The organism is Hydrogenophaga sp. ZJX-1 (assembly GCF_048590325.1).
Lineage (GTDB): Bacteria > Pseudomonadota > Gammaproteobacteria > Burkholderiales > Burkholderiaceae_C > Hydrogenophaga.
Window position 1 is genome coordinate 75278 of the sequence record NZ_JBMBRA010000001.1, and the last position, 18095, is coordinate 93372.

Here is an 18095-nt window from a genome sequence, read left to right on the forward strand (position 1 = left end):
GTACGGCAACGGGAAACGCAAACCATTGTGGACATCTATTAAATTTCTGTTGCATATAGATGTAGCGCATAAAGTTGTGATTTGAATTTGACGACGGTGCCGTGGGTGTGACGGTCAGCTTGGCACTGAAACCGGTCATGGATTCCGCCTCGCTATCGGATGAGCGGGTGACGGCTTCGTGCCAGGTAGAGTGAGCCCAGCTCCCGACCGCGACCGACGGCAATCGCTGCAAAACGGGCGGACAGCAGTGGTGTTGAAAGACTCAATCGGGTCTGCAAAAGACTGTCGCAGCCCGCCAAATCTGCCCAGTCGGCACCCGCATACCCGACTCAACGGGGGATGTCGTCAAACCCCGCCGCCATGGCCTCGCGCTGGTCCAGGTCCACCGCCGCCTCCGCCAGCGGGTCGGCACCTTGCAACCAGTCGGCTTGCGCATCCGGTGCGTCCAGCGCCAGCACCAGGGCGTGGTTCAGTTCGTAGGCGCCCCAGGCCAGGCCCTGCTGGCGCAGGGCGGCCTGCAAGGCCGACTGCAGCAGCATGCGCACCATCCGGTGCGGCCCGGAAAACGGCACCTCGCTCACGCGCCCGGCCGCGGCGTCCACGCAGGCGCGCCGGTCGTGCGAGGCGTGACCCCGGCAGGCCAGCGGCCGCGCGCGGTGGATCAGGCACACGCCTTTCACCACGAAGGCGCAGCGCCGGTGCATCGCCACGCGCGCCGTTTCGTCCTGCCCCCGGGTGGTGGCGTCGATCTCGCGCACGGCGTTGATGAGGTGAATGCCGTGGCCCGCCAGCGTGGGCGCGGTGGCGCGCAGGTAGTTGGCCAGCACGAACACCTCGGGCGCGAGCGCGGTCACGCGCAGCTCGCAGCAGCTGGCGCAGCCCTTGCCGCAGGCCACCGGCGGCTGACCCTCGCACTGGATCGCCACGTTGCCGTCGAAGCTGTCCCAGGCCTGCAGCAGCGCGGCCTCGGGGCCGCCGGTGGCGAGCGTGCTTTCAAAGGCACCGCGTTGCTCGCGGAAGAAGGCTTCGGCGCCGTGGTCGGCCGCGTCGTTCATGGTCTCTGTCTCCGGGTGTTGTCTTAAATGGCGCCCTCTTTGCCCCAGGGGTGGCTGCCCGGCACCAGCGTGCCCTTGATGCCGGCTTTGTCCAGCGCCGCCTGGTCTTTGTAGAAGGTGGCTTCGTGCACCAGCGCGCCCGACTTCGAGAGCACACCGACGTAGCGCGCGCCGCGGTCGACATCGCAGCGGTAGCCGCCACCCGGGTCGTCGGTGCGGCGCACGTTGCCGTCCCAGTCCATGAAGAAGCCCGCGTCTGTGCTCATGCCGTGATGGGGGTGTCGAGCACCGCTTTGAGGTTGAGGCTCATGTTGTTCTTGGTCGCGTCGGCGTAGGGGCAGATGCCCTTGGCGCGTTCCATCAGGCTGTCGGCCGTGACCTGGTCCAGCGGGCCGGCCAGCGTGGCCGTGAGGCTGAGCGCCATGCGGTAGGCGCCTTCGAAGTTCACGTACATCGACAGCGTGGCCTCGACGTAGCAGCCGCGCAGCGGCAGTTTGTCGGCTTTGGCGATGTGGCGGATCGAGTGTTCGAAACAGGCCGCGAAGGCGCCCGCGAACAGCATCTCGGGGTTCGGCCCCTCGCCGCTGCCGCCCATCTCCTTGGGCACCGCGAGCTTGAGCTTGAAGCTGCCGTCTTCGCTCTGCACCTGTCCGCCGCGACCGCCCTGGGTCAGCATCGTCGTTTTGTAGACCAGATCCATATCAGACTCGCTTTCCTTTGAGCAGCCGCGCCTGTTCGGATGGGCTGTAGTTGTTGAAGTGGCCCTGTGCCGCAGCGAGGCGGCGGTTGGACATGCGGATGGCTTCGATCTTGCCGGCCGGGGCGATGCGCGAGACGCACTTCTCCAGCTCCGTGCTCGCGCAGTGCGGGCAGGTGGGCACCGTGCTGGCGCGCACCAGCAGCTCGAAGTCGGCCTGGCAGGCCTTGCAGTGGTAGTCAAACATGGGCATGTTGGCCTCCGGTGGGGGGGTGACAGGATTCGGTGGGCGAGGCGCAGCCTTCGAGCGAGTTCGGACGTTGCGCCGAGGGTTCGAGGCCGATCCAGGCCGTCACCGCCGCGGTGTCGAAGCCGACGTGGCGGCTGTCGTCGGCGGCGTTCAGCATCAACGGGCGGCGGATCAGCAGCGGCTCGGCGATCAGCAGGGCCAGGGCGGCCTCGGCGTCCAGTGCCTCGGGCACCACCTCGCCGCTTTTGATGCGCGGCGCGGCACGGTTGAACCACTCGGGGATAGGCAGCGGCGCGAGGAACTCGAGCAGGGCCTCGGGTGTCCAGTGCGCGGTCAGCAGGTTGCGCCGCTCCAGCGTGTGGCCGGCGGCCAGGAGCGCGGCGCGCTGGCGCGCGTTGCCGCCGCAGCCGGGCTTTTCAAAAAAAACAAGGTGGCTCATGTGGGGCTTTCGCTGGGGGTGGGTTGGCGCGCCGGGCGCAGCAGGCGCAGGCATTCCATGCTGGCGGCCATGTCGAGCGCGCTGAAGTCGTCCTGTGTGCGCAGGCTGGCGTCGGCGCCGAGGGCGAGCAGCTGGCGCAACACGGCGGCCTTGCCGCTGCTGGAGGCGTACATCAGCGCGGTGGCGCCGGTGGTGTTGGTCTGGTCAATGGGCACGCCGGCGCGCACCAGGCGCTCAATGCCCGAGAGATCGCCGTGCACGCAGGCCAGCCAGAGTGCGTTGTTGCCGTCGCGGTTGACCGCGTCCAGCGTCACGCCGTGCTGGATCAGCGCGTTCACGATGGCGGCGTCACCGCGCCAGGCCGCGAGCATCAGGGGCGTGTTGCCGTGTGCGCCGCGCGCATCGGGGTCGTCGAAGCCTTCGGCGCGCAGCCAGTCCGACAGCGCCTGCGTGGGTGGTTTGCGCGGCGGCGCGGGCGGTGCCGGCGGTGGCGCGGCTGGGGCCGGTGCGTTCTGCGCCGTGACCCAGGCCGTCTGGCCGCCGATGAGGTCGCTGACCTCGGTGAAACCGAAGTCGGCAAACATCTGGGCCCAGGTCTGGCTGGCGTTGCCGTGGTAGCAGTAGATCAGCACCGGGCGCGTGCGGGCGGTGCGCAGCAGCAGGGTGTCCTGGTTGTCGCTGCAGAGCCGCACGGCACCGGGCCAGCCGTCGCGGGCATGGCTGGCGGCGTCGCGCGCGTCGAGCAGCAGGGCGTTGGGGTGGGCCGCGCACCAGGGGCCAAGCTCGGCCACGGTGAGACGGCGGAAGACACGTTGGCCTTTCATGGGCGGGGCTCCGGGTAGGGGGGGGTGCTGGCGATGCGCGCGTCCGTCACCGGCAGGCCGACGCTGAAGTGGTAGAGCACCTGCCAGGCCTCGGTGCCCGGGGCGCCCAGGCCGAGCAGCTCGCGCACCGGGTCGTCGAAGAAGCAGCCGATGCCGGTGCCACGCAGGCCGGCGGCTTCGGCCTCGAGGTAGAGCACCTGGCCGATCAGGCCGGCTTCGCGCAGGCGCTCGCGGTACAGCCAGGGTCTGCCGGCCAGCGCGCTGCCGCACTCACCCAGCAGCGCCACCACGAACACCGCGTCGGCGGCGATGGCCTGGTGGCAGCTCAGGGTGCGCAGCGTGCCGGCCAGCGCCGGGTTGAGGGCCAGCTCCAGCAGGGGCACGTCGGGCGGGCTGTCGGGCACCGGGCGCCAGCTCAGGTGGGGCAGGGCGGCCTGCAGCGCGGGCTGGGCCGTGGTGTTGCGGGGCAGCAGGTAGGCGCCCGGCGCCAGGCCGTCGACCCGGTGCGCGAAGACCACCGCGTGCACGGCCGGCCCATCTTCCGCGCCGCCCGCGTCCCAGGGGAGCGGGACAGCACCGTCCGCGGCGGACGCGGGCATCAGGGCGGCGAGCTGGGGCCAGAAGGCATCGATGCCGAGCCGGGCCTGGCGGTCAAAACGCTGGGCGCTGCGGCGCCCGCGGATCAGGTCGGCCGCCGTGGCCTGGGTGGCGGGCAGGAGCTGGCGCGCGCCCAGCGGTGGCAGGGCGCTGACGGGCCGGCGCACGCCGCGGCGTGAGGCCTGCGCCACCGCGTCGATCACGGGCCAGCGGTACATGGGGCGCGGGTCCAGCCGGTTGGCCAGGCCGGTCCAGGTGGCACCGGGCAGCCAGTGCACGGGGTCGGCCGGGGCTGCGTCGGTCGCGCCGGGCAGCAGTTCGAACAGGGCTTCGGCTTCTTCGTGTTCGGCGGGACTGAAGTCGCCCGCACGGTCCAGGCCGAGCGCCGCCGCGGTGTCGGCGTGGGTCAGGCCGAGCGCGCGCATCCGCCAGCCGAGCACCGCGGCGGCATAACGCAGCGCGCCGATGGCGTGGCCCATGTCGAGCTGGCAGTAGCGGAAGGCGCGTTCGCCGTATTTCCAGGCCTCGCGCCAGTGGATGGAACTGAAGCCGATCAGCAACTGGGTCGGCTGGGGGCCGGGCCGGGGTGCGTAGCGGGCGCGCTGCTCCAGCGCGTGCGCCTGCGGGGCGTAGTGGTGCACGCCGTCGTCCAGGCCGGGCAACCCGCGCACGATCAGGTAGACCTCGGTCGGGTGCAGGTTGCCGCTGGACGGGTTGATGCGCAGGGCCCAGCGGTCCGGGCCGAACGCCTTCCAGGCGGACAGCGCGAAGGAGAGTTCGAACAGCAGGCCCAGGTGGTCGAGCGTGGCCGCGCGGGGGGCCGGGCCGCCAGCGGCGAACAGCGCGGTCCAGGGCAAGGTCTCGCCGTCGGCCGGCAGCGGCAGGGGGGTGAGCGCCGAGCCGGCAAAGCGGCGAAACGGATCGGGCTGGGCGTCCCAGTCGAGGGTGTCGGGGCCGGCGGCATAGCCGTTCAGGTGGTGCCGGGTGCGCGCGTGGTAGCCCTGCACCACGGCGGCGTCGTGCGCAACGGCCAGGGTGGCTTCAGGCATGGGCCAGGTCCTCCCGGCTCTGCGCCAGGGCCAGCAGGCCGCTGGTCTGGTCGGTGATGGCGCGCACGGTGGCGGGCTGCAGCCGCCGCAGCCAGCGCTGGGGCAGCCGCGCCGCGCCGCAACGTGCGCCGGCCAGCATGCCCACCAGGGCGCCGGTGGTGTCGGCGTCGTCGCCCTGATTCACGGTCGCGATCAGGGCTTCTTCAAAATCTTCGTGTTGGCCCACGAAGTGCAGCACGGTCTGCACCGTGTCGACCACATAGGCCGTGGCGCGACCGCGGTAGGGGCTGAAGCGGAAGACCGGTTCGGCCGCCACCCAGCGCGCCGACCTGGCCTGCAGCTCGGCCTGGTCATCGCCCGCCAGCAAACCGCGCAGCAGACGGCCGATTCCGAGCACGGCCGCGTCGGACAGGGCATGGTGGTGGGTGATGCGCGACTGGGCGATGGCGAGGCGCTCAAAGGCCGCGTCGTCCCCCAGCGTGGCGAGCACGGCGGGCAGGTTGCGCATCAGGCCGCCGTTGCCGCCGTCGCCGTCGTTGTAGGGTCCGGACAGGCTGCCATCCTGCAGGAAGCGCAGGATGCCGCGGCGGCAGGTGTTGCCGCAGTCCACCGGCTTGCCGCGCCACCAGCCCACGTAGGCCTCGGCGATGCCGCGGACCAGGGTTTCGTCACCGTGGGCCACAAAGTTCTGCAGGCCGGCAGGGCCAGCCTTCAGCAGGGCGTCGCCCAGGGCGAGGCACATGGTGGTGTCGTCGGTGACCTGGCCGCGCGCGAGCTTGAGCCAGCCGCCGCCCACGATGTCGCGGTGCACCCCGTATTGCAGGGCGATCTCGCGCGGGCGCATGAATTCCACCGTGGCGCCCAGGGCGTCGCCGATGGCCAGACCGAGGTAGGCGCCGAGCACCTGGTCAAAACGATCAGTCATAGCGCGCCACCACGTCGTAGTCGCCACCGAGGGCGATCACTTCCTGCTCGCCCTGCAGCACCTGGCCGGGCAGCAGGCCGGGAAACACCAGCAGCTTGCTGCGCGGCACGAGCAGCTCGAACACCCAGTCGCCAAAACACGAGGCTTCTTCGGGGCTGAGGCTGAAGGACACGATGTTGTTGAGCCGAACGCGGCAACGGCGTTCGCGCAGCGTGCCTTGCAGCAGCTGCTCTTCCACGCGGTTGCTGCCGCGCCAGAGCCGCACGTGGGGGCCCTGCATCTGGGGCGCGGGCAGTGGGAAGCGGGCGAGCGCCCACTGGCAGAACTCGTACAGCAGGTCGAGCTGCTGGTGGATGTTGTTGCTGTGGTGGCGGCTGCTGGTTTTTTCTTCCAGGTAGGCCACCCAGGCCGGTGAAGGGAAATGCGCCAGCGGCGCTTTGTGGAACGTGGGCACGAGGCCGAAGCGGCTTTCGACCCAGCCCTTGAGCACCGCACCCGCGACACCGTTGGCGTCCATGCCCCAGCCCTGCAGCAGGCGGCGCCAGCTGCCGCGCCAGCGCCGTGGCCCGGCCGATGCCGCGCTGCCGTTGGCGGACTTCTCGGGAGCTTGCAGACCGAAGGCGATGGACAGGTAGTGCACAAAGACCTCGCGCGCCTGGGTCAGGTCGTTGCAGCGGTCCAGCAGCGCGAAGAGACCCGGCTGGGTCTCGCGCGTGCCGGCGATGTGCAGCTCGGGCGCACGCTGGTTGAAACCCGTGCTGGCCAGCCAGGCCGTGGACACCCCCACCAGGTTGGTGCTGGTCCAGCGTTGGGGCTGATCAAAGCCTTCATCGCTTGCCACGGCCGGCTCAGGAGGTCGGATCAGACGGGGCGGTTTTCGTTCGGGTTGCGAACCGGTCCCATCAGCGTCAGGCCTTCGTCGTAGGTGATGGTGTCGAAGGTGACGTCGAACTTCAGCGCGGCGTCGGCGATGGCGTCGAGCTTGCCCGCGGTGTCCTTCTTCTTCAGGTCGCCCTTTTCCAGGTAGAACAGGTCGAGCAGTTCGTTGTAGACCGTGGCCTCGTCGATCGGCAGCACGTAGAACATCGCGCCCTTGTAAGGCACCTGGTACTTCTTCGAGAGGTCGATGTTGTTGCAGAACAGGAAGTACTTGCCGCCCGCGCTCAGGGTGTCGCCCAGCACCTCGGCCACGTCCTTCAGGTACTCGAAGCTCAGCAGGTAGCCGGCGAAGAAGGACAGGGTCTTCTCGCCCACGGTGCCGACGGCCATGGTCTGGCCGCACAGCAGTTCGGGCGGACGCGCTTCGTCGGCCAGCTTGGGCGCAAAACGCAGCGCGAGTTCGCCGCGAAAGCCGACCCGGCCGAACTTGTTGGTGCTGCCCTTGAGCAGGGGGTTGAGCAGGCGGCCTTCGTCGTCCAGGCGGGCGAACGCGGTGTCGTCGATCTCTTTGGTGGCCAGGGTGGCGGTCATGGAGCTTCCTTCGGGTTGGTGGCAGGGATTGCCGGGGGGTTTGGGGTGTTGCGCATCCAGTCGGCGGTCTTGAAGAAGGCCGCCATCAGCACGCGGTGCAGGTCCGCCGGCACGCCGGTCTGCTGCATCGCGGCGTCCATGCAGGCGAGCCAGGCGTCGCGCTCGGGCACGCCGATGGGGAAAGTCGCGTGGCGCATGCGCAGGCGCGGGTGGCCGCGCTGCGCCGTGTAGTCCTTGGGGCCGCCCAGCCACTCGGCCAGGTACAGCCGCAGCACGGCCTTGGTGTGGCCCAGATCGGGCTCGTGCATGGCGCGGATGACAGTGGCATCGGGCCGGCTGTCCATCTGCGCGTAGAAGGCGTTCACCAGGCGGTCCACCGCCGCCTGGCCACCGATCGCTTCAAAGTGCGAGGGCGGAGCGACCGGTTCGGTGGTGAGCGCGTGGGGCAGGTTCATGCCTCTCTAAAGAGCAATGACCGTACCAGGCGGATTTGTCCACCCGCGGCCATCAAATGCGACACAAAGCCGCCGCGGCGACCCTTCGACGCGATGTGTGTGCGACGGATTTCGCCGTTTTGTCGGGAACAGGACAAAGCCCTTTCGGCGCCCGTCGCGAGCCCCGAAAAGTGCGCTTTTCCCTCTGTAGCGGCCCTGTTTCAAGAGCGACAAAACAGAGGCCAAACAACATGGCACGGAAGCTGCAAAGAGGAGGCTGCGCGGACACCAGTCCGGCCGACGTGAACCTAGAGCAATAAGACCAACAGGCACGGAAGGCTGACCCAAAGTCGCGGCAACGCTTGCTTAGGTTCTTTAACTTTCCTGAATGGAGTACTGCAATGGCCAAACTTCGGCAAATCGCCTTTTACGGTAAAGGCGGCATCGGTAAATCGACCACTTCCCAGAACACCCTGGCTGCTCTGTCCGACCTCGGCCAGAAAATCCTGATCGTCGGCTGCGACCCCAAGGCCGACTCGACCCGCCTGATCCTGCACGCAAAGGCACAGGACACCATCCTCTCGCTGGCCGCTGAAGCCGGTTCGGTGGAGGACCTGGAGCTCGAAGACGTGATGAAGATCGGCTACAAGGACATCCGCTGCGTGGAGTCCGGTGGCCCTGAGCCAGGCGTCGGCTGCGCTGGCCGCGGCGTGATCACCTCGATCAACTTCCTGGAAGAAAACGGCGCCTACGACGGCGTGGACTACGTGTCCTACGACGTGCTGGGTGACGTGGTGTGCGGCGGTTTCGCCATGCCCATCCGCGAAAACAAGGCGCAAGAGATCTACATCGTGATGTCGGGCGAGATGATGGCCATGTACGCGGCCAACAACATCTCCAAGGGCATTCTGAAGTACGCCAACTCGGGTGGTGTGCGTCTGGGTGGCCTGGTCTGCAACGAGCGCCAGACCGACAAGGAACTCGAATTGGCCGACGCCCTCGCCGGCATGCTGGGCAGCAAGCTGATCCACTTCGTGCCGCGCGACAACATCGTGCAACACGCCGAGCTGCGTCGCATGACCGTGATCGAGTACGCACCCGATTCCAAGCAGGCCGCCGAGTACCGCACCCTGGCTTCGAAGATCCACAACAACGCTGGCAACGGCACCATCCCCACCCCCATCACGATGGACCAGCTGGAAGACATGCTGATGGAGTTCGGGATCATGCAGCAGATCGACGAGTCCGAAGTCGGCAAGGCCGCTGCGGCCGCCGCCGCCCTGGCCGCCGCCTGAACGGCCCCGCAAGTCCGATCCGCCTGGCTTGTGCCGGCGGGTCGGTCTTGATCACCCAAGCAAACCAAATATCCATCGGAGTTACCCATGACTGCCACAGTTGAAGACCGCAAGGCCACGAACAAAGCCTTGATCGATGAAGTGCTGAAGGCCTATCCCGAAAAGATGGCCAAGCGCAGGGCGAAGCACCTGGGCTCGTTCGAAGAAGGCAAGCCGGACTGCGGCGTCAAATCCAACATCAAGTCCCTGCCGGGCGTCATGACCATCCGCGGTTGTGCCTACGCCGGTTCCAAGGGCGTGGTGTGGGGCCCCATCAAGGACATGATCCACATCAGCCACGGTCCCGTGGGTTGTGGCCAGTACTCCTGGGCCGCGCGCCGCAACTACTACATCGGCACCACCGGCATCGACACCTTCGTCACGATGCAGTTCACCTCCGATTTCCAGGAAAAGGACATCGTGTTCGGTGGCGACAAGAAACTGGACAAGATCATCGATGAGATTCAAGAGCTGTTCCCGCTGAACAAGGGCATCTCTATCCAGTCCGAGTGCCCGATCGGCCTGATCGGCGACGACATCGAAGCCGTGTCGAAGAAGAAGAGCAAGGAATACGAAGGCAAGACCATCGTGCCCGTGCGCTGCGAAGGTTTCCGCGGCGTGAGCCAGTCGCTCGGCCACCACCTGGCCAACGACGCGATCCGCGACTGGGTGTTCGACCGCACCGATCCGAACAAGCGCCCCGAGTTCGTCTCCACGCCCTACGACGTGGCCATCATCGGCGACTACAACATCGGTGGCGACGCCTGGTCCAGCCGCATCCTGCTCGAAGAAATGGGTCTGCGCGTGATCTCCCAGTGGTCCGGCGACGGCACCATCGCCGAGATCGAGAACACGCCCAAGGCCAAGCTCAACGTGTTGCACTGCTACCGCTCGATGAACTACATCAGCCGGCACATGGAAGAGAAGTACGGCATTCCATGGGTGGAATACAACTTCTTCGGCCCGACCATGATCGAGAAGAGCCTGCGCGAAATTGCCAGCCACTTCGACGACAGCATCAAGGCCAAGGCCGAAGAGGTCATCGCCAAGTACAAGCCGCTGATGCAGGCCGTGATCGACAAGTTCAAGCCGCGCCTGCAGGGCAAGAAGGTCATGCTGTTCGTGGGCGGTCTGCGTCCGCGCCACGTGATCGGCGCCTACGAAGACCTGGGCATGGACGTGGTCGGCACCGGCTACGAATTCGGCCACGGCGACGACTACCAGCGCACCACGCACTACGTGAAAGACGGCACGCTGATCTATGACGACGTGACCGGCTACGAGTTCGAGAAGTTCGTCGAGCAGGTGCAGCCCGACCTGGTCGGCTCCGGCATCAAGGAAAAGTACGTGTTCCAGAAGATGGGCGTGCCGTTCCGCCAGATGCACAGCTGGGACTACTCCGGCCCCTACCACGGCTACGACGGCTTTGCCATCTTCGCCCGTGACATGGACATGGCGATCAGCTCTCCGATCTGGGGCCTGACCAAGGCTCCCTGGAAAAAAGCAGCCTAAAGACCGTGGGCGGCCTGGCTTGTGCCGGTCGCCCGCTCCTTGAATTCTCAACATCCTCTGGAGAGCACCATGCCCCAATCAGCCGACAAGATCCTCGACCACGAACTGCTGTTCCGTGAGCCCGAGTACCAGGACATCTTCCGCAACAAGAAGGCGGAATTCGAGTTCAACCACAGCGACGAATCGATCAAGCAGATCGTCGAGTGGACCAAGACCGAAGACTACAAGCAGAAGAACTTCGCCCGCGATTCCCTGTCGGTGAACCCGGCCAAGGCCTGCCAGCCGCTGGGCGCCGTCTACGTCGCCAACGGTTTCCAGAAGACGCTGAGCTTCGTGCACGGCAGCCAGGGCTGCGTGGCCTACTACCGTTCGCACTTCAGCCGTCACTTCAAGGAACCCACGTCCTGCGTGAGCTCTTCGATGACGGAAGACGCCGCCGTGTTCGGTGGCCTGAACAACATGGTCGACGGCCTGGCCAACGCCTACAGCCTGTACAAGCCCGACATGATCGCCGTCTCGACCACCTGCATGGCCGAAGTGATCGGTGACGACGTCGACGCCTTCATCAAGACCAGCAAGCAGAAAGGCAGCGTGCCCGACGAGTTCGACGTGCCCTTTGCCCACACCCCGGCCTTCGTCGGCAGCCACATCACCGGCTACGACAACGCGCTGCTGGGCATCCTGCGCCACTTCTGGGACGGCAAGGCCAAGACCACCGAACCCCTGGTGCGCGTACCCAACGACAGCATCAACTTCATCGGTGGCTTCGACGGTTACGTCGTCGGCAACATGAAGGAAATCCGCCGCATCTTCGATCTGTTCGGTGTGCAGGTGAACATCATCTGTGACCCGTCCGGCAACTGGAACACGCCCACCGATGGCGAGTTCCGCATGTACGCCGGTGGCACCTCGAAAGAAGAAGTGGTTGCCGCGCTGCACGCCAAGGCCACCATCGTGTTCCAGGAATTCTGCTGCGAGAAGACCAGCAAGTTCATCGCCGAACACGGCCAGGAAGTGGTCACGCTGAACGCCCCGATCGGCGTCGCCGGCACCGACCAGTTCCTGATGGAAATCTCGCGCCTGACCGGCAAGCCGATCCCGGCCGAGCTGGAAAAAGAACGCGGCGAACTGGTCGACGCCATGGCCGACAGCCAGGCCCACCTGCACGGCAAGCGCTACGCCCTCTACGGCGACCCGGACCAGATGCTCGGCTACGCCCAGTTCCTGCTGGAACTCGGTGCCGAACCTTCGCACGTGCTGGCCACCAACGGCACCGAAACCTGGGCCGCCAAGGTGCAGAAACTGTTCGACTCGTCGCCCTACGGCGCCGGCTGCAAGGTCTACCCCAAGCGCGATCTGTGGCACCTGCGTTCGCTGCTGTTCACCGAGCCGGTGGACTTCCTGATCGGCAACACCTACGGCAAGTACCTGGAGCGCGATACCAAGACCCCGCTGGTGCGCATGGTGTTCCCGATCTTCGATCGCCACCACTACCACCGTTTCCCCACCTGGGGCTACGAAGGCGGCATGCGCGTGCTGGTCACCCTGCTCGACGAGTTCTTCGAGACGCTGGATGCCAACACGATTGTTCCGGGCAAGACGGACTACAGCTACGACATCATCAGGTAAGGCTCCCCCCTGCGCGCCTGGCGGCGCTCCCCCTCAGGGGGCGCCGCTGGCGGCCCGGCAAAGCCGGTTCCGCGGCGACCTGGGGTGGACTTCCCTTTCCCCGGTGGCTCGGTTGGAGTGCGGGGATATTTCATTTTTTGAGGTGCTTTATGGCCAACGTGACATTCAGTTCTCCGCGCATGAAGAAGGACCTCACGGTCTATGCCATCGCGGGTGACACCAAGACCTTGCTGGCGGTGGCGAAGGCCAACAACATTCCGCTGGATTTCGAGTGCGAAAACGGCGAGTGCGGCTCCTGCCAGCTGCAGGTGACCGTGCTCTCGGGCAACACGCCGCACGGTGTGGCGCTGACCGAAAAAGAGAAGACGGTGTTGAAGCTGGCCGGCAAGATCACGGCGCAGCAGATCGCCGACGCCGAGACCAAGGACCTGCCGCCCCCATGGCGTCTGGCCTGCCAGTTCATCGTGCGCAACGAAGACATCGTCGTGAAGTTCTGATCATGAACACGCCCGCCACCCCCACAGCACCGGCTCTCGATGATTCGGGAAGCACGGCCCTTGAGGCGGTCTACATCAAGACCACGCAGGACGGCCGCAAGGTTGAAGTGATCGACGGCTGGGTGTGTCTGGGTGGTGTGCGCGAGGCGGACAACCTGATCGCCATGGACGAACACCCGAACCGCCAGGCGATCGCCAAGGCGGTGCCCGGTGCCACCCATGTGGCCGGTCGCCTGCCCCTGACCCTGCCCGAAGCCGCTGTGGCCCAGGGCGCTCTTTCGATTGCGCAGCGGCAGTTTGACGCCAGTCCGGCCGGCATCACCCAGCGCCTGCGCAAGGCGGTCTGGGCGAAGTCCGCCGCCGAAGGCGTGGAGTGACATGGCCCACCCCTGCCGCGCTGCGCGCGACCCCCTCAAGGGGGCGGCACTGGCCGTCCGGCGGAGCCGGCCCGGCGGTGCCCTGGGGTACGCCCCCTCAGACATAGGGGCCGCGCTCCGGTGACTGGTAAAGGTGAATTGGCGTTGAAAACCGGCTGCGGCCCACGGAGAAAACCATGATCTATGTGGTGGAAGTGCCCGAACAAGCCGCCCCGCGCGCCTGGTTCGCCTACGACGAGGCCGACTTCGCGCGCAAGGTCGCGGCCGGTGATCCGCTGGAGCCCTGGGAGATCCACGACCAGCTGACCGCGCGCGGCCTGCTCGAAGACATCGGCCACGCCGAGGTGGATGCGCTGGCGCGCGAACGCTACCCGGCCATCTGCGCGCTCGGCGACAGCCACGGCTGGGACACGGCCCTGTACCGCGCTGACCACCTGCTCGGCAGCGGCGTGCTGAGCGCCGAGCCGGTGAGCGAGGCCGCGGCGCTGGAGGCCGCGCTGGCCGCACGCGGCGGACTCACCTGTGTCTACCGCGGCGACCGCGACGCCATCGGCGCGTTTGAAGGAGCCGACCCGCGCATCGCCGGCAAAGACAACTGGCACGCGCGGCGCGCCCTGTACGAACAGCTGGTGGCGCTGGAAGTGCTGGCCGACGACAACTGATCCCCACCCATCCACGGCCATGAAGCTGCGCATCGAACGCACCCATGCCCAGACCCTGGCGGAGGAATTCCCCGAGCTCGCCGGCCTGACGGACCAGCTGCGTTTCGGGCAGCACGCCGAGACCCGGCTGCGCCTGCTCAGTGCGCCGGTGCTGGACCGGCTCGACCAGCTCTGGGACGCGGGCGGCCCGGCCCAGCAGCGCCGCGCCGTGCAGCTGCGTTCGCTGCGCGACCTGCTCGGTGTGCCCGGCGCCCAGCGCTTCACCGCAGACACGCTGGAAGACGTGGTGCCCGCTCTGGTGGCCTACCTGGCCGAGGGCAGCACCCACGGCTGGCTGTTCAGCGCCGACACCGATGGCGTGCCGCTGGCCTGGTGCCCGACGCGCATCGACTACACGCCGCCCTCGAACGACGAAACCGGCAAGGTCTACATCGACCTCAAGGCCAACGCCAAGGGTGGCCTGCTCAACCAGACCCTGCGTCTCTCGGGCAACGACGTGATCGGCCGCAGCGTGGCCGAGCTGCTGCTCGCGCGCGGCCTGGTGCGCGAGACGCCCGAACTGCTGCGCGCGTACGAAACGTCGGTGGCCACCTACTTCGACTGGCGTGCGCAGAGCGGTGCCCAGTTCCTCGGCCGCGGGCTGGCCTTTCACGCACCCGACCCGAGCGCCACCCACCGCGACAGCGACTGGCTGCGCAAGGACATCGTGATCCTCTCGGCCCAGGGCGAAGCGGCGCGCCTGGTCAACGACGAGGCCGTGCTGCAGCAGCGCGACACCAGTCTGGAAACCCCCGGCGAGCTGCTCACCAACTACCTGAACAAGGCCGCCAAGAGCAGCCAGTACGACGCCGAGCAGGACGTGCTGGCCCTGAAGGCCGCGTTGAAAGATCGGCCGAGCCTGTTCCGCCAGTTGCCGGTACACCCGCTGATCCTGATGTTCCACCTGGAGCTGCACCACCATGTGTGGGTGCACGTGGACGACCTCGAACCCTATGCCTACCAGCCCCAGCTCAAGCAGCTGCTGGTGCTGCCGCCCGAGCAGACCGACCTGATCGACATCCTGACCGCCGAGATGGACGTGTTGATGGACGACATCATCGCTGGCAAGTCCGGCGGCACCACGGTGCTCTGCGCCGGCCCGCCCGGCGTCGGCAAGACGCTCACCGCCGAGGTGTATGCCGAGATCATCCAGCGCCCGCTCTACCGCGTGCACTCGGGTCAGCTGGGCCTGAACGTTGCCACCATGGAGACGGCGCTGAAAGACGTGCTGCAGCGCGCCCAGCGCTGGGGGGCGGTGCTGCTGATCGACGAGGCCGACGTCTATATCAAGAAGCGCGACGACAACCTGACCATGAACGCCGTGGTCGGTGTCTTCCTGCGCGTGCTGGAGTACTTCAACGGCCTGCTGTTCCTGACCACCAACCGCGTCGACGACATCGACGAGGCCATCGTCTCACGCTGCATCGCGCTGATCCGCTACCACGCGCCCGATGCCGCTGCGCGTGCGCGGATCTGGGGCGTGATGGGCGAGCAATTCGCGCTGGCGCTGGCGCCCGGCACGCCGCAGATGCTGGCCGATCTGTTCCCGGCCGCGACCGGGCGTGACATCAAGGGTCTGGCCAAGCTGGTCGCCAAGTACTGCCGGCACAAGCAGGTCGGCGCGAGCCGCGAGGTGTTTTTGCGCTGCGCGATGTTCCGTGGACTCGACCCGGTGAGCACACCATGATCGCCCGCATGCAGTACCTGATCCTGCAGAACAGCGGCGAGGTCATGGCGCGCCTGCTCGCCGAGCTGCAGGGCGAAGAGGAGCTCTTCGCCAGCGCCAACACCCTGGCCTGTGTGGAGATGCATTTGCTGCGCATGGCGCAGACCCTGGCGCACTGGCCCGAGCCGCTGCGCCTGCGCCTGGTCCAGCTCGACTGGCACGGCTGGGGCCGGCTGCAGGGCCTGCTGGAGAGCGACGGCCAGCCGCGGCGCGAAGAGGTCTGGTATGGCATCCACGCCCTGGTGCCGGCCACGCTGGAACTGATCGCCAAGCTGCGCCAGAAAGAGCCGGCCTGGTTCGAACTGGATTTTTGACCGAAGGAAGATTGACATGGACTCCGTAGAAGAATTTCTGGCCCACACCATCCAGCTGGAGAACGAAGCCGCGCTGCGTTTCGGTCAGCTCGCTGACGCCATGCGCACGGCCGGCAACACCGAGGTGGCCCAGCTGTTCCGTCAGCTCGCGGACTACTCGCTCTTGCACCTGGGCGACGCGCGCGAGCGCGCCGGCTACCGCAACCTGCCGACGCTGGCCGAGGCCGACTACCAGTGGCCCGACATCGAAAGCCCCGAGGCTGCTGCGATCTGGGCCGCCGATCCGTTCATCGGCATCGAGCAGGCCCTGCAGGTGGCGCTCGACGCCGAAAGCGCCGGCCTGGCTTTTTACGACAACGTGCTGCAGACCACCACCGACCCCGAGATCAAGGTGCTGGCCAAAGAGTTTGTGGAAGAAGAGGCCCAGCATGTGGCCGAGCTGGAACGCTGGATCGAGCTGCACCGCAGCGGCGCCAAGCTGCCCATGCAGAAGTAAGGCCCCCCCTGCGCCGCTGCGCGTCACCCCCCGTGGGGGCGGCACTGGCCGTCTGGCGAAGCCGGCCCGGCGGTGCCCTTGGGTTGGCTGCCCTTCGTGCGGCGATGGCGGGCCCTGAAAGCCAGGTGTCGGAAAGCCACCGCGACATTCCCTTCAAACCCGCCACAGCTCAGCGAAAAAGGGCCTGAATCGGCTGAAAAAGGCCTGGCACCCAACTTGCAAAGAGGCTCACAACCACCCTCTGCATTGTCTGGAGTCCGCCATGTCTGTATCGCTCAAGGCCAAGATCGCTGAAGTGTTCGAGGAACCCGGCTGCGACATCAACCAGGGCAAGAGCGAGAAGGAGCGCAAGAAGGGTTGCACCAAGCAGCTCTCACCCGGCGCGGCCGCGGGCGGTTGCGCCTTCGACGGCGCCAAGATCGCGCTGCAGCCCGTGGTCGACGTGGCCCACCTGGTGCACGGCCCCATCGCCTGCGAAGGCAACTCCTGGGACAACCGCCACAGCGCCTCGTCGGGCTCCACCATTTACCGCAGCGGCTTCACCACCGACATCAACGAACTCGACGTGATCTACGGCGGTGAAAAGCGCCTCTTCAAGTCCATCCGCGAGATCATCGAAAAGTACGATCCGCCCGCGGTCTTCGTCTACCAGACCTGCGTCACCGCGCTGACCGGTGACGACATCGAAGCCGTCTGCAAGCGCGCCGCAGAGAAGTTCGGCAAGCCGGTGATCCCGGTCAACGCACCCGGCTTCGCCGGCCCCAAGAACCTGGGCAACAAGCTCGGCGCCGAGGCCCTGCTGGACTACGTGATCGGCACCGTCGAACCCGAGTTCACCACCGCCTACGACATCAACATCATTGGCGAATACAACCTGGTCGGGGAGCTCTGGCAGGTCAAGCCGCTGCTTGACGCCCTGGGCATCCGCATCCTCTCGTGCATCTCGGGTGACGGTCGCTACAACGAGATCGCCAGCGCCCACCGCGCCAAGGTGAACATGATGGTCTGCTCCAAGTCGATGATCAACATCGCGACCAAGATGGAGCAGCGCTACGGCATCCCGTATTTCGAAGGTTCGTTCTACGGCATCAGCGACATGAGCGAGACCCTGCGCCAGATCGCCAGCCTGCTGGTGAAGCAGGGCGCCGACGCCGAACTCATCGAACGCACCGAGCGCCTGATCGAGGTCGAAGAAGCGCGCGCCTACAAGCGCATCGCCGAATACAAGAAGCGCCTGCAGGGCAAGCGTGTGCTGCTGATCACGGGCGGCGTGAAGTCCTGGTCGGTGGTGGCGGCGCTGCAGGAAGGCGGCATGGAAATCGTCGGCACCAGCGTCAAGAAGAGCACCAAGGAAGACAAGGAAAAGATCAAGGAGATCATGGGCGAGGGCGCCGACGCCCACATGATCGACGACATGACGCCGCGCGAGATGTACGCGATGCTGAAAGAAGCGCGCGCCGACATCATGCTCAGCGGCGGCCGCTCGCAGTTCGTGGCGCTCAAGGCGCGCATGCCCTGGCTCGACATCAACCAGGAACGCCACCACCCCTACGGCGGTTACGAAGGCATGGTCGAGCTGGTGCACGAGATCGATCGTGCGATCTTCAACCCAGTGTGGCAGCAGGTGCGCATTCCCGCACCCTGGGGCGACGACGGCGAAACCCTGGGCGCGGTCACGCCCACCGTGACGGCCTCGTCAACCGACCACCTCAGCGCGGTGGCCGCGAACGCCATGGGCCTGGAGCCCGAAGAAATCCCGGTCTGACGCC

General features: G+C 66.8%; 21 protein-coding genes. 10 read left to right on the forward strand and 11 right to left on the reverse strand.

Annotation, left to right across the window (positions count from 1 at the left end):
* Positions 1–329: 329 nt before the first annotated feature.
* From ACN5W5_RS00405 to ACN5W5_RS00455, 11 genes are read right to left on the reverse strand one after another with little or no spacing between them, the layout of a single operon-like run.
* Positions 330–1055, reverse strand: a complete 726-nt coding sequence (locus tag ACN5W5_RS00405; protein ID WP_420046645.1) for a YkgJ family cysteine cluster protein — start codon at positions 1053–1055, stop codon at positions 330–332.
* A gap of 23 nt (positions 1056–1078) precedes the next feature.
* Positions 1079–1321, reverse strand: a complete 243-nt coding sequence (locus tag ACN5W5_RS00410; RefSeq protein WP_420046646.1) for a hypothetical protein — start codon at positions 1319–1321, stop codon at positions 1079–1081.
* Positions 1318–1755, reverse strand: a complete 438-nt coding sequence (locus tag ACN5W5_RS00415) for an Ohr family peroxiredoxin (protein WP_420046647.1) — start codon at positions 1753–1755, stop codon at positions 1318–1320. The genes ACN5W5_RS00410 and ACN5W5_RS00415 overlap by 4 nt, the downstream gene beginning before the upstream one ends.
* A 1-nt stretch (position 1756) precedes the next feature.
* Positions 1757–2005, reverse strand: a complete 249-nt coding sequence (locus tag ACN5W5_RS00420; RefSeq protein ID WP_290968306.1) for an FmdB family zinc ribbon protein — start codon at positions 2003–2005, stop codon at positions 1757–1759.
* Positions 1992–2441, reverse strand: coding sequence for a hypothetical protein (locus ACN5W5_RS00425; RefSeq protein ID WP_420046648.1), 450 nt, complete (start codon positions 2439–2441; stop codon positions 1992–1994). Before ACN5W5_RS00425 ends, ACN5W5_RS00420 begins: the two co-directional genes overlap by 14 nt.
* Positions 2438–3265: an ankyrin repeat domain-containing protein gene (locus ACN5W5_RS00430; protein WP_420046649.1), complete on the reverse strand. Its 828-nt coding sequence runs from the start codon at positions 3263–3265 to the stop codon at positions 2438–2440. The genes ACN5W5_RS00425 and ACN5W5_RS00430 overlap by 4 nt, the downstream gene beginning before the upstream one ends.
* On the reverse strand, positions 3262–4911 hold the full coding sequence (locus tag ACN5W5_RS00435; RefSeq protein WP_420046650.1) for a nitroreductase: 1650 nt from the start codon (positions 4909–4911) through the stop codon (positions 3262–3264). The genes ACN5W5_RS00430 and ACN5W5_RS00435 overlap by 4 nt, the downstream gene beginning before the upstream one ends.
* Positions 4904–5836 carry an ADP-ribosyl-[dinitrogen reductase] hydrolase gene (draG, locus tag ACN5W5_RS00440; RefSeq protein WP_420046651.1) on the reverse strand — a complete coding sequence of 311 codons (933 nt, stop codon included), beginning with the start codon at positions 5834–5836 and terminating at the stop codon, positions 4904–4906. The genes ACN5W5_RS00435 and draG overlap by 8 nt, the downstream gene beginning before the upstream one ends.
* Positions 5829–6677 (reverse strand): NAD(+)--dinitrogen-reductase ADP-D-ribosyltransferase, encoded by an 849-nt coding sequence (locus tag ACN5W5_RS00445; RefSeq protein WP_420046652.1) that lies wholly within the window; start codon positions 6675–6677, stop codon positions 5829–5831. Before ACN5W5_RS00445 ends, draG begins: the two co-directional genes overlap by 8 nt.
* 20 nt (positions 6678–6697) lie before the next feature.
* Positions 6698–7306: a hypothetical protein gene (locus ACN5W5_RS00450; protein WP_420046653.1), complete on the reverse strand. Its 609-nt coding sequence runs from the start codon at positions 7304–7306 to the stop codon at positions 6698–6700.
* Positions 7303–7761, reverse strand: coding sequence for a group II truncated hemoglobin (locus ACN5W5_RS00455; RefSeq protein ID WP_420046654.1), 459 nt, complete (start codon positions 7759–7761; stop codon positions 7303–7305). Before ACN5W5_RS00455 ends, ACN5W5_RS00450 begins: the two co-directional genes overlap by 4 nt.
* Before the next feature lie 380 nt (positions 7762–8141).
* Here ACN5W5_RS00455 and nifH point away from each other — a divergent pair, with 380 nt between their 5' ends.
* From nifH to nifE, 10 genes are all read left to right on the forward strand, one after another.
* Positions 8142–9035, forward strand: coding sequence for a nitrogenase iron protein (gene nifH / locus ACN5W5_RS00460; protein ID WP_177138454.1), 894 nt, complete (start codon positions 8142–8144; stop codon positions 9033–9035).
* Between the two features lie 87 nt (positions 9036–9122).
* Positions 9123–10586: a nitrogenase molybdenum-iron protein alpha chain gene (gene nifD / locus ACN5W5_RS00465; protein ID WP_177138453.1), complete on the forward strand. Its 1464-nt coding sequence runs from the start codon at positions 9123–9125 to the stop codon at positions 10584–10586.
* A gap of 69 nt (positions 10587–10655) precedes the next feature.
* Positions 10656–12215, forward strand: coding sequence for a nitrogenase molybdenum-iron protein subunit beta (gene nifK, locus ACN5W5_RS00470; protein WP_420046655.1), 1560 nt, complete (start codon positions 10656–10658; stop codon positions 12213–12215).
* A 149-nt stretch (positions 12216–12364) separates the two neighbouring features.
* Positions 12365–12712, forward strand: coding sequence for a 2Fe-2S iron-sulfur cluster-binding protein (locus tag ACN5W5_RS00475; RefSeq protein ID WP_177138451.1), 348 nt, complete (start codon positions 12365–12367; stop codon positions 12710–12712).
* A gap of 2 nt (positions 12713–12714) precedes the next feature.
* On the forward strand, positions 12715–13089 hold the full coding sequence (locus ACN5W5_RS00480; RefSeq protein WP_420046656.1) for a hypothetical protein: 375 nt from the start codon (positions 12715–12717) through the stop codon (positions 13087–13089).
* 176 nt (positions 13090–13265) lie between these two features.
* Positions 13266–13751: a hypothetical protein gene (locus ACN5W5_RS00485; protein WP_177138447.1), complete on the forward strand. Its 486-nt coding sequence runs from the start codon at positions 13266–13268 to the stop codon at positions 13749–13751.
* Positions 13752–13770: 19 nt separating this feature from the next.
* Positions 13771–15477 (forward strand): AAA family ATPase, encoded by a 1707-nt coding sequence (locus tag ACN5W5_RS00490; RefSeq protein ID WP_420046657.1) that lies wholly within the window; start codon positions 13771–13773, stop codon positions 15475–15477.
* Positions 15474–15830, forward strand: coding sequence for a hypothetical protein (locus ACN5W5_RS00495; protein ID WP_420046658.1), 357 nt, complete (start codon positions 15474–15476; stop codon positions 15828–15830). The genes ACN5W5_RS00490 and ACN5W5_RS00495 overlap by 4 nt, the downstream gene beginning before the upstream one ends.
* Before the next feature lie 16 nt (positions 15831–15846).
* Positions 15847–16326 (forward strand): ferritin-like domain-containing protein, encoded by a 480-nt coding sequence (locus tag ACN5W5_RS00500; protein WP_304922331.1) that lies wholly within the window; start codon positions 15847–15849, stop codon positions 16324–16326.
* A 262-nt stretch (positions 16327–16588) separates the two neighbouring features.
* Positions 16589–18091: a nitrogenase iron-molybdenum cofactor biosynthesis protein NifE gene (nifE, locus tag ACN5W5_RS00505; protein ID WP_420046659.1), complete on the forward strand. Its 1503-nt coding sequence runs from the start codon at positions 16589–16591 to the stop codon at positions 18089–18091.
* Positions 18092–18095: the final 4 nt, after the last annotated feature.

What these genes read in the sequence shown, in the direction of transcription:
- nifD (WP_177138453.1), top strand. Translation starts at nt 9,123, where the DNA reads ATGACTGCCACAGTTGAAGACCGCAAGGCCACGAACAAAGCCTTGATC.
- ACN5W5_RS00435 (WP_420046650.1), bottom strand. Translation starts at nt 4,911, where the DNA reads ATGCCTGAAGCCACCCTGGCCGTTGCGCACGACGCCGCCGTGGTGCAG.
- ACN5W5_RS00410 (WP_420046646.1), bottom strand. Translation starts at nt 1,321, where the DNA reads ATGAGCACAGACGCGGGCTTCTTCATGGACTGGGACGGCAACGTGCGC.
- ACN5W5_RS00415 (WP_420046647.1), bottom strand. Translation starts at nt 1,755, where the DNA reads ATGGATCTGGTCTACAAAACGACGATGCTGACCCAGGGCGGTCGCGGC.
- ACN5W5_RS00450 (WP_420046653.1), bottom strand. Translation starts at nt 7,306, where the DNA reads ATGACCGCCACCCTGGCCACCAAAGAGATCGACGACACCGCGTTCGCC.
- ACN5W5_RS00420 (WP_290968306.1), bottom strand. Translation starts at nt 2,005, where the DNA reads ATGCCCATGTTTGACTACCACTGCAAGGCCTGCCAGGCCGACTTCGAG.
- draG (WP_420046651.1), bottom strand. Translation starts at nt 5,836, where the DNA reads ATGACTGATCGTTTTGACCAGGTGCTCGGCGCCTACCTCGGTCTGGCC.
- ACN5W5_RS00455 (WP_420046654.1), bottom strand. Translation starts at nt 7,761, where the DNA reads ATGAACCTGCCCCACGCGCTCACCACCGAACCGGTCGCTCCGCCCTCG.
- nifH (WP_177138454.1), top strand. Translation starts at nt 8,142, where the DNA reads ATGGCCAAACTTCGGCAAATCGCCTTTTACGGTAAAGGCGGCATCGGT.
- ACN5W5_RS00485 (WP_177138447.1), top strand. Translation starts at nt 13,266, where the DNA reads ATGATCTATGTGGTGGAAGTGCCCGAACAAGCCGCCCCGCGCGCCTGG.
- nifE (WP_420046659.1), top strand. Translation starts at nt 16,589, where the DNA reads ATGTCTGTATCGCTCAAGGCCAAGATCGCTGAAGTGTTCGAGGAACCC.
- ACN5W5_RS00495 (WP_420046658.1), top strand. Translation starts at nt 15,474, where the DNA reads ATGATCGCCCGCATGCAGTACCTGATCCTGCAGAACAGCGGCGAGGTC.
- ACN5W5_RS00500 (WP_304922331.1), top strand. Translation starts at nt 15,847, where the DNA reads ATGGACTCCGTAGAAGAATTTCTGGCCCACACCATCCAGCTGGAGAAC.
- ACN5W5_RS00475 (WP_177138451.1), top strand. Translation starts at nt 12,365, where the DNA reads ATGGCCAACGTGACATTCAGTTCTCCGCGCATGAAGAAGGACCTCACG.
- ACN5W5_RS00430 (WP_420046649.1), bottom strand. Translation starts at nt 3,265, where the DNA reads ATGAAAGGCCAACGTGTCTTCCGCCGTCTCACCGTGGCCGAGCTTGGC.
- nifK (WP_420046655.1), top strand. Translation starts at nt 10,656, where the DNA reads ATGCCCCAATCAGCCGACAAGATCCTCGACCACGAACTGCTGTTCCGT.
- ACN5W5_RS00490 (WP_420046657.1), top strand. Translation starts at nt 13,771, where the DNA reads ATGAAGCTGCGCATCGAACGCACCCATGCCCAGACCCTGGCGGAGGAA.
- ACN5W5_RS00425 (WP_420046648.1), bottom strand. Translation starts at nt 2,441, where the DNA reads ATGAGCCACCTTGTTTTTTTTGAAAAGCCCGGCTGCGGCGGCAACGCG.
- ACN5W5_RS00405 (WP_420046645.1), bottom strand. Translation starts at nt 1,055, where the DNA reads ATGAACGACGCGGCCGACCACGGCGCCGAAGCCTTCTTCCGCGAGCAA.
- ACN5W5_RS00480 (WP_420046656.1), top strand. Translation starts at nt 12,715, where the DNA reads ATGAACACGCCCGCCACCCCCACAGCACCGGCTCTCGATGATTCGGGA.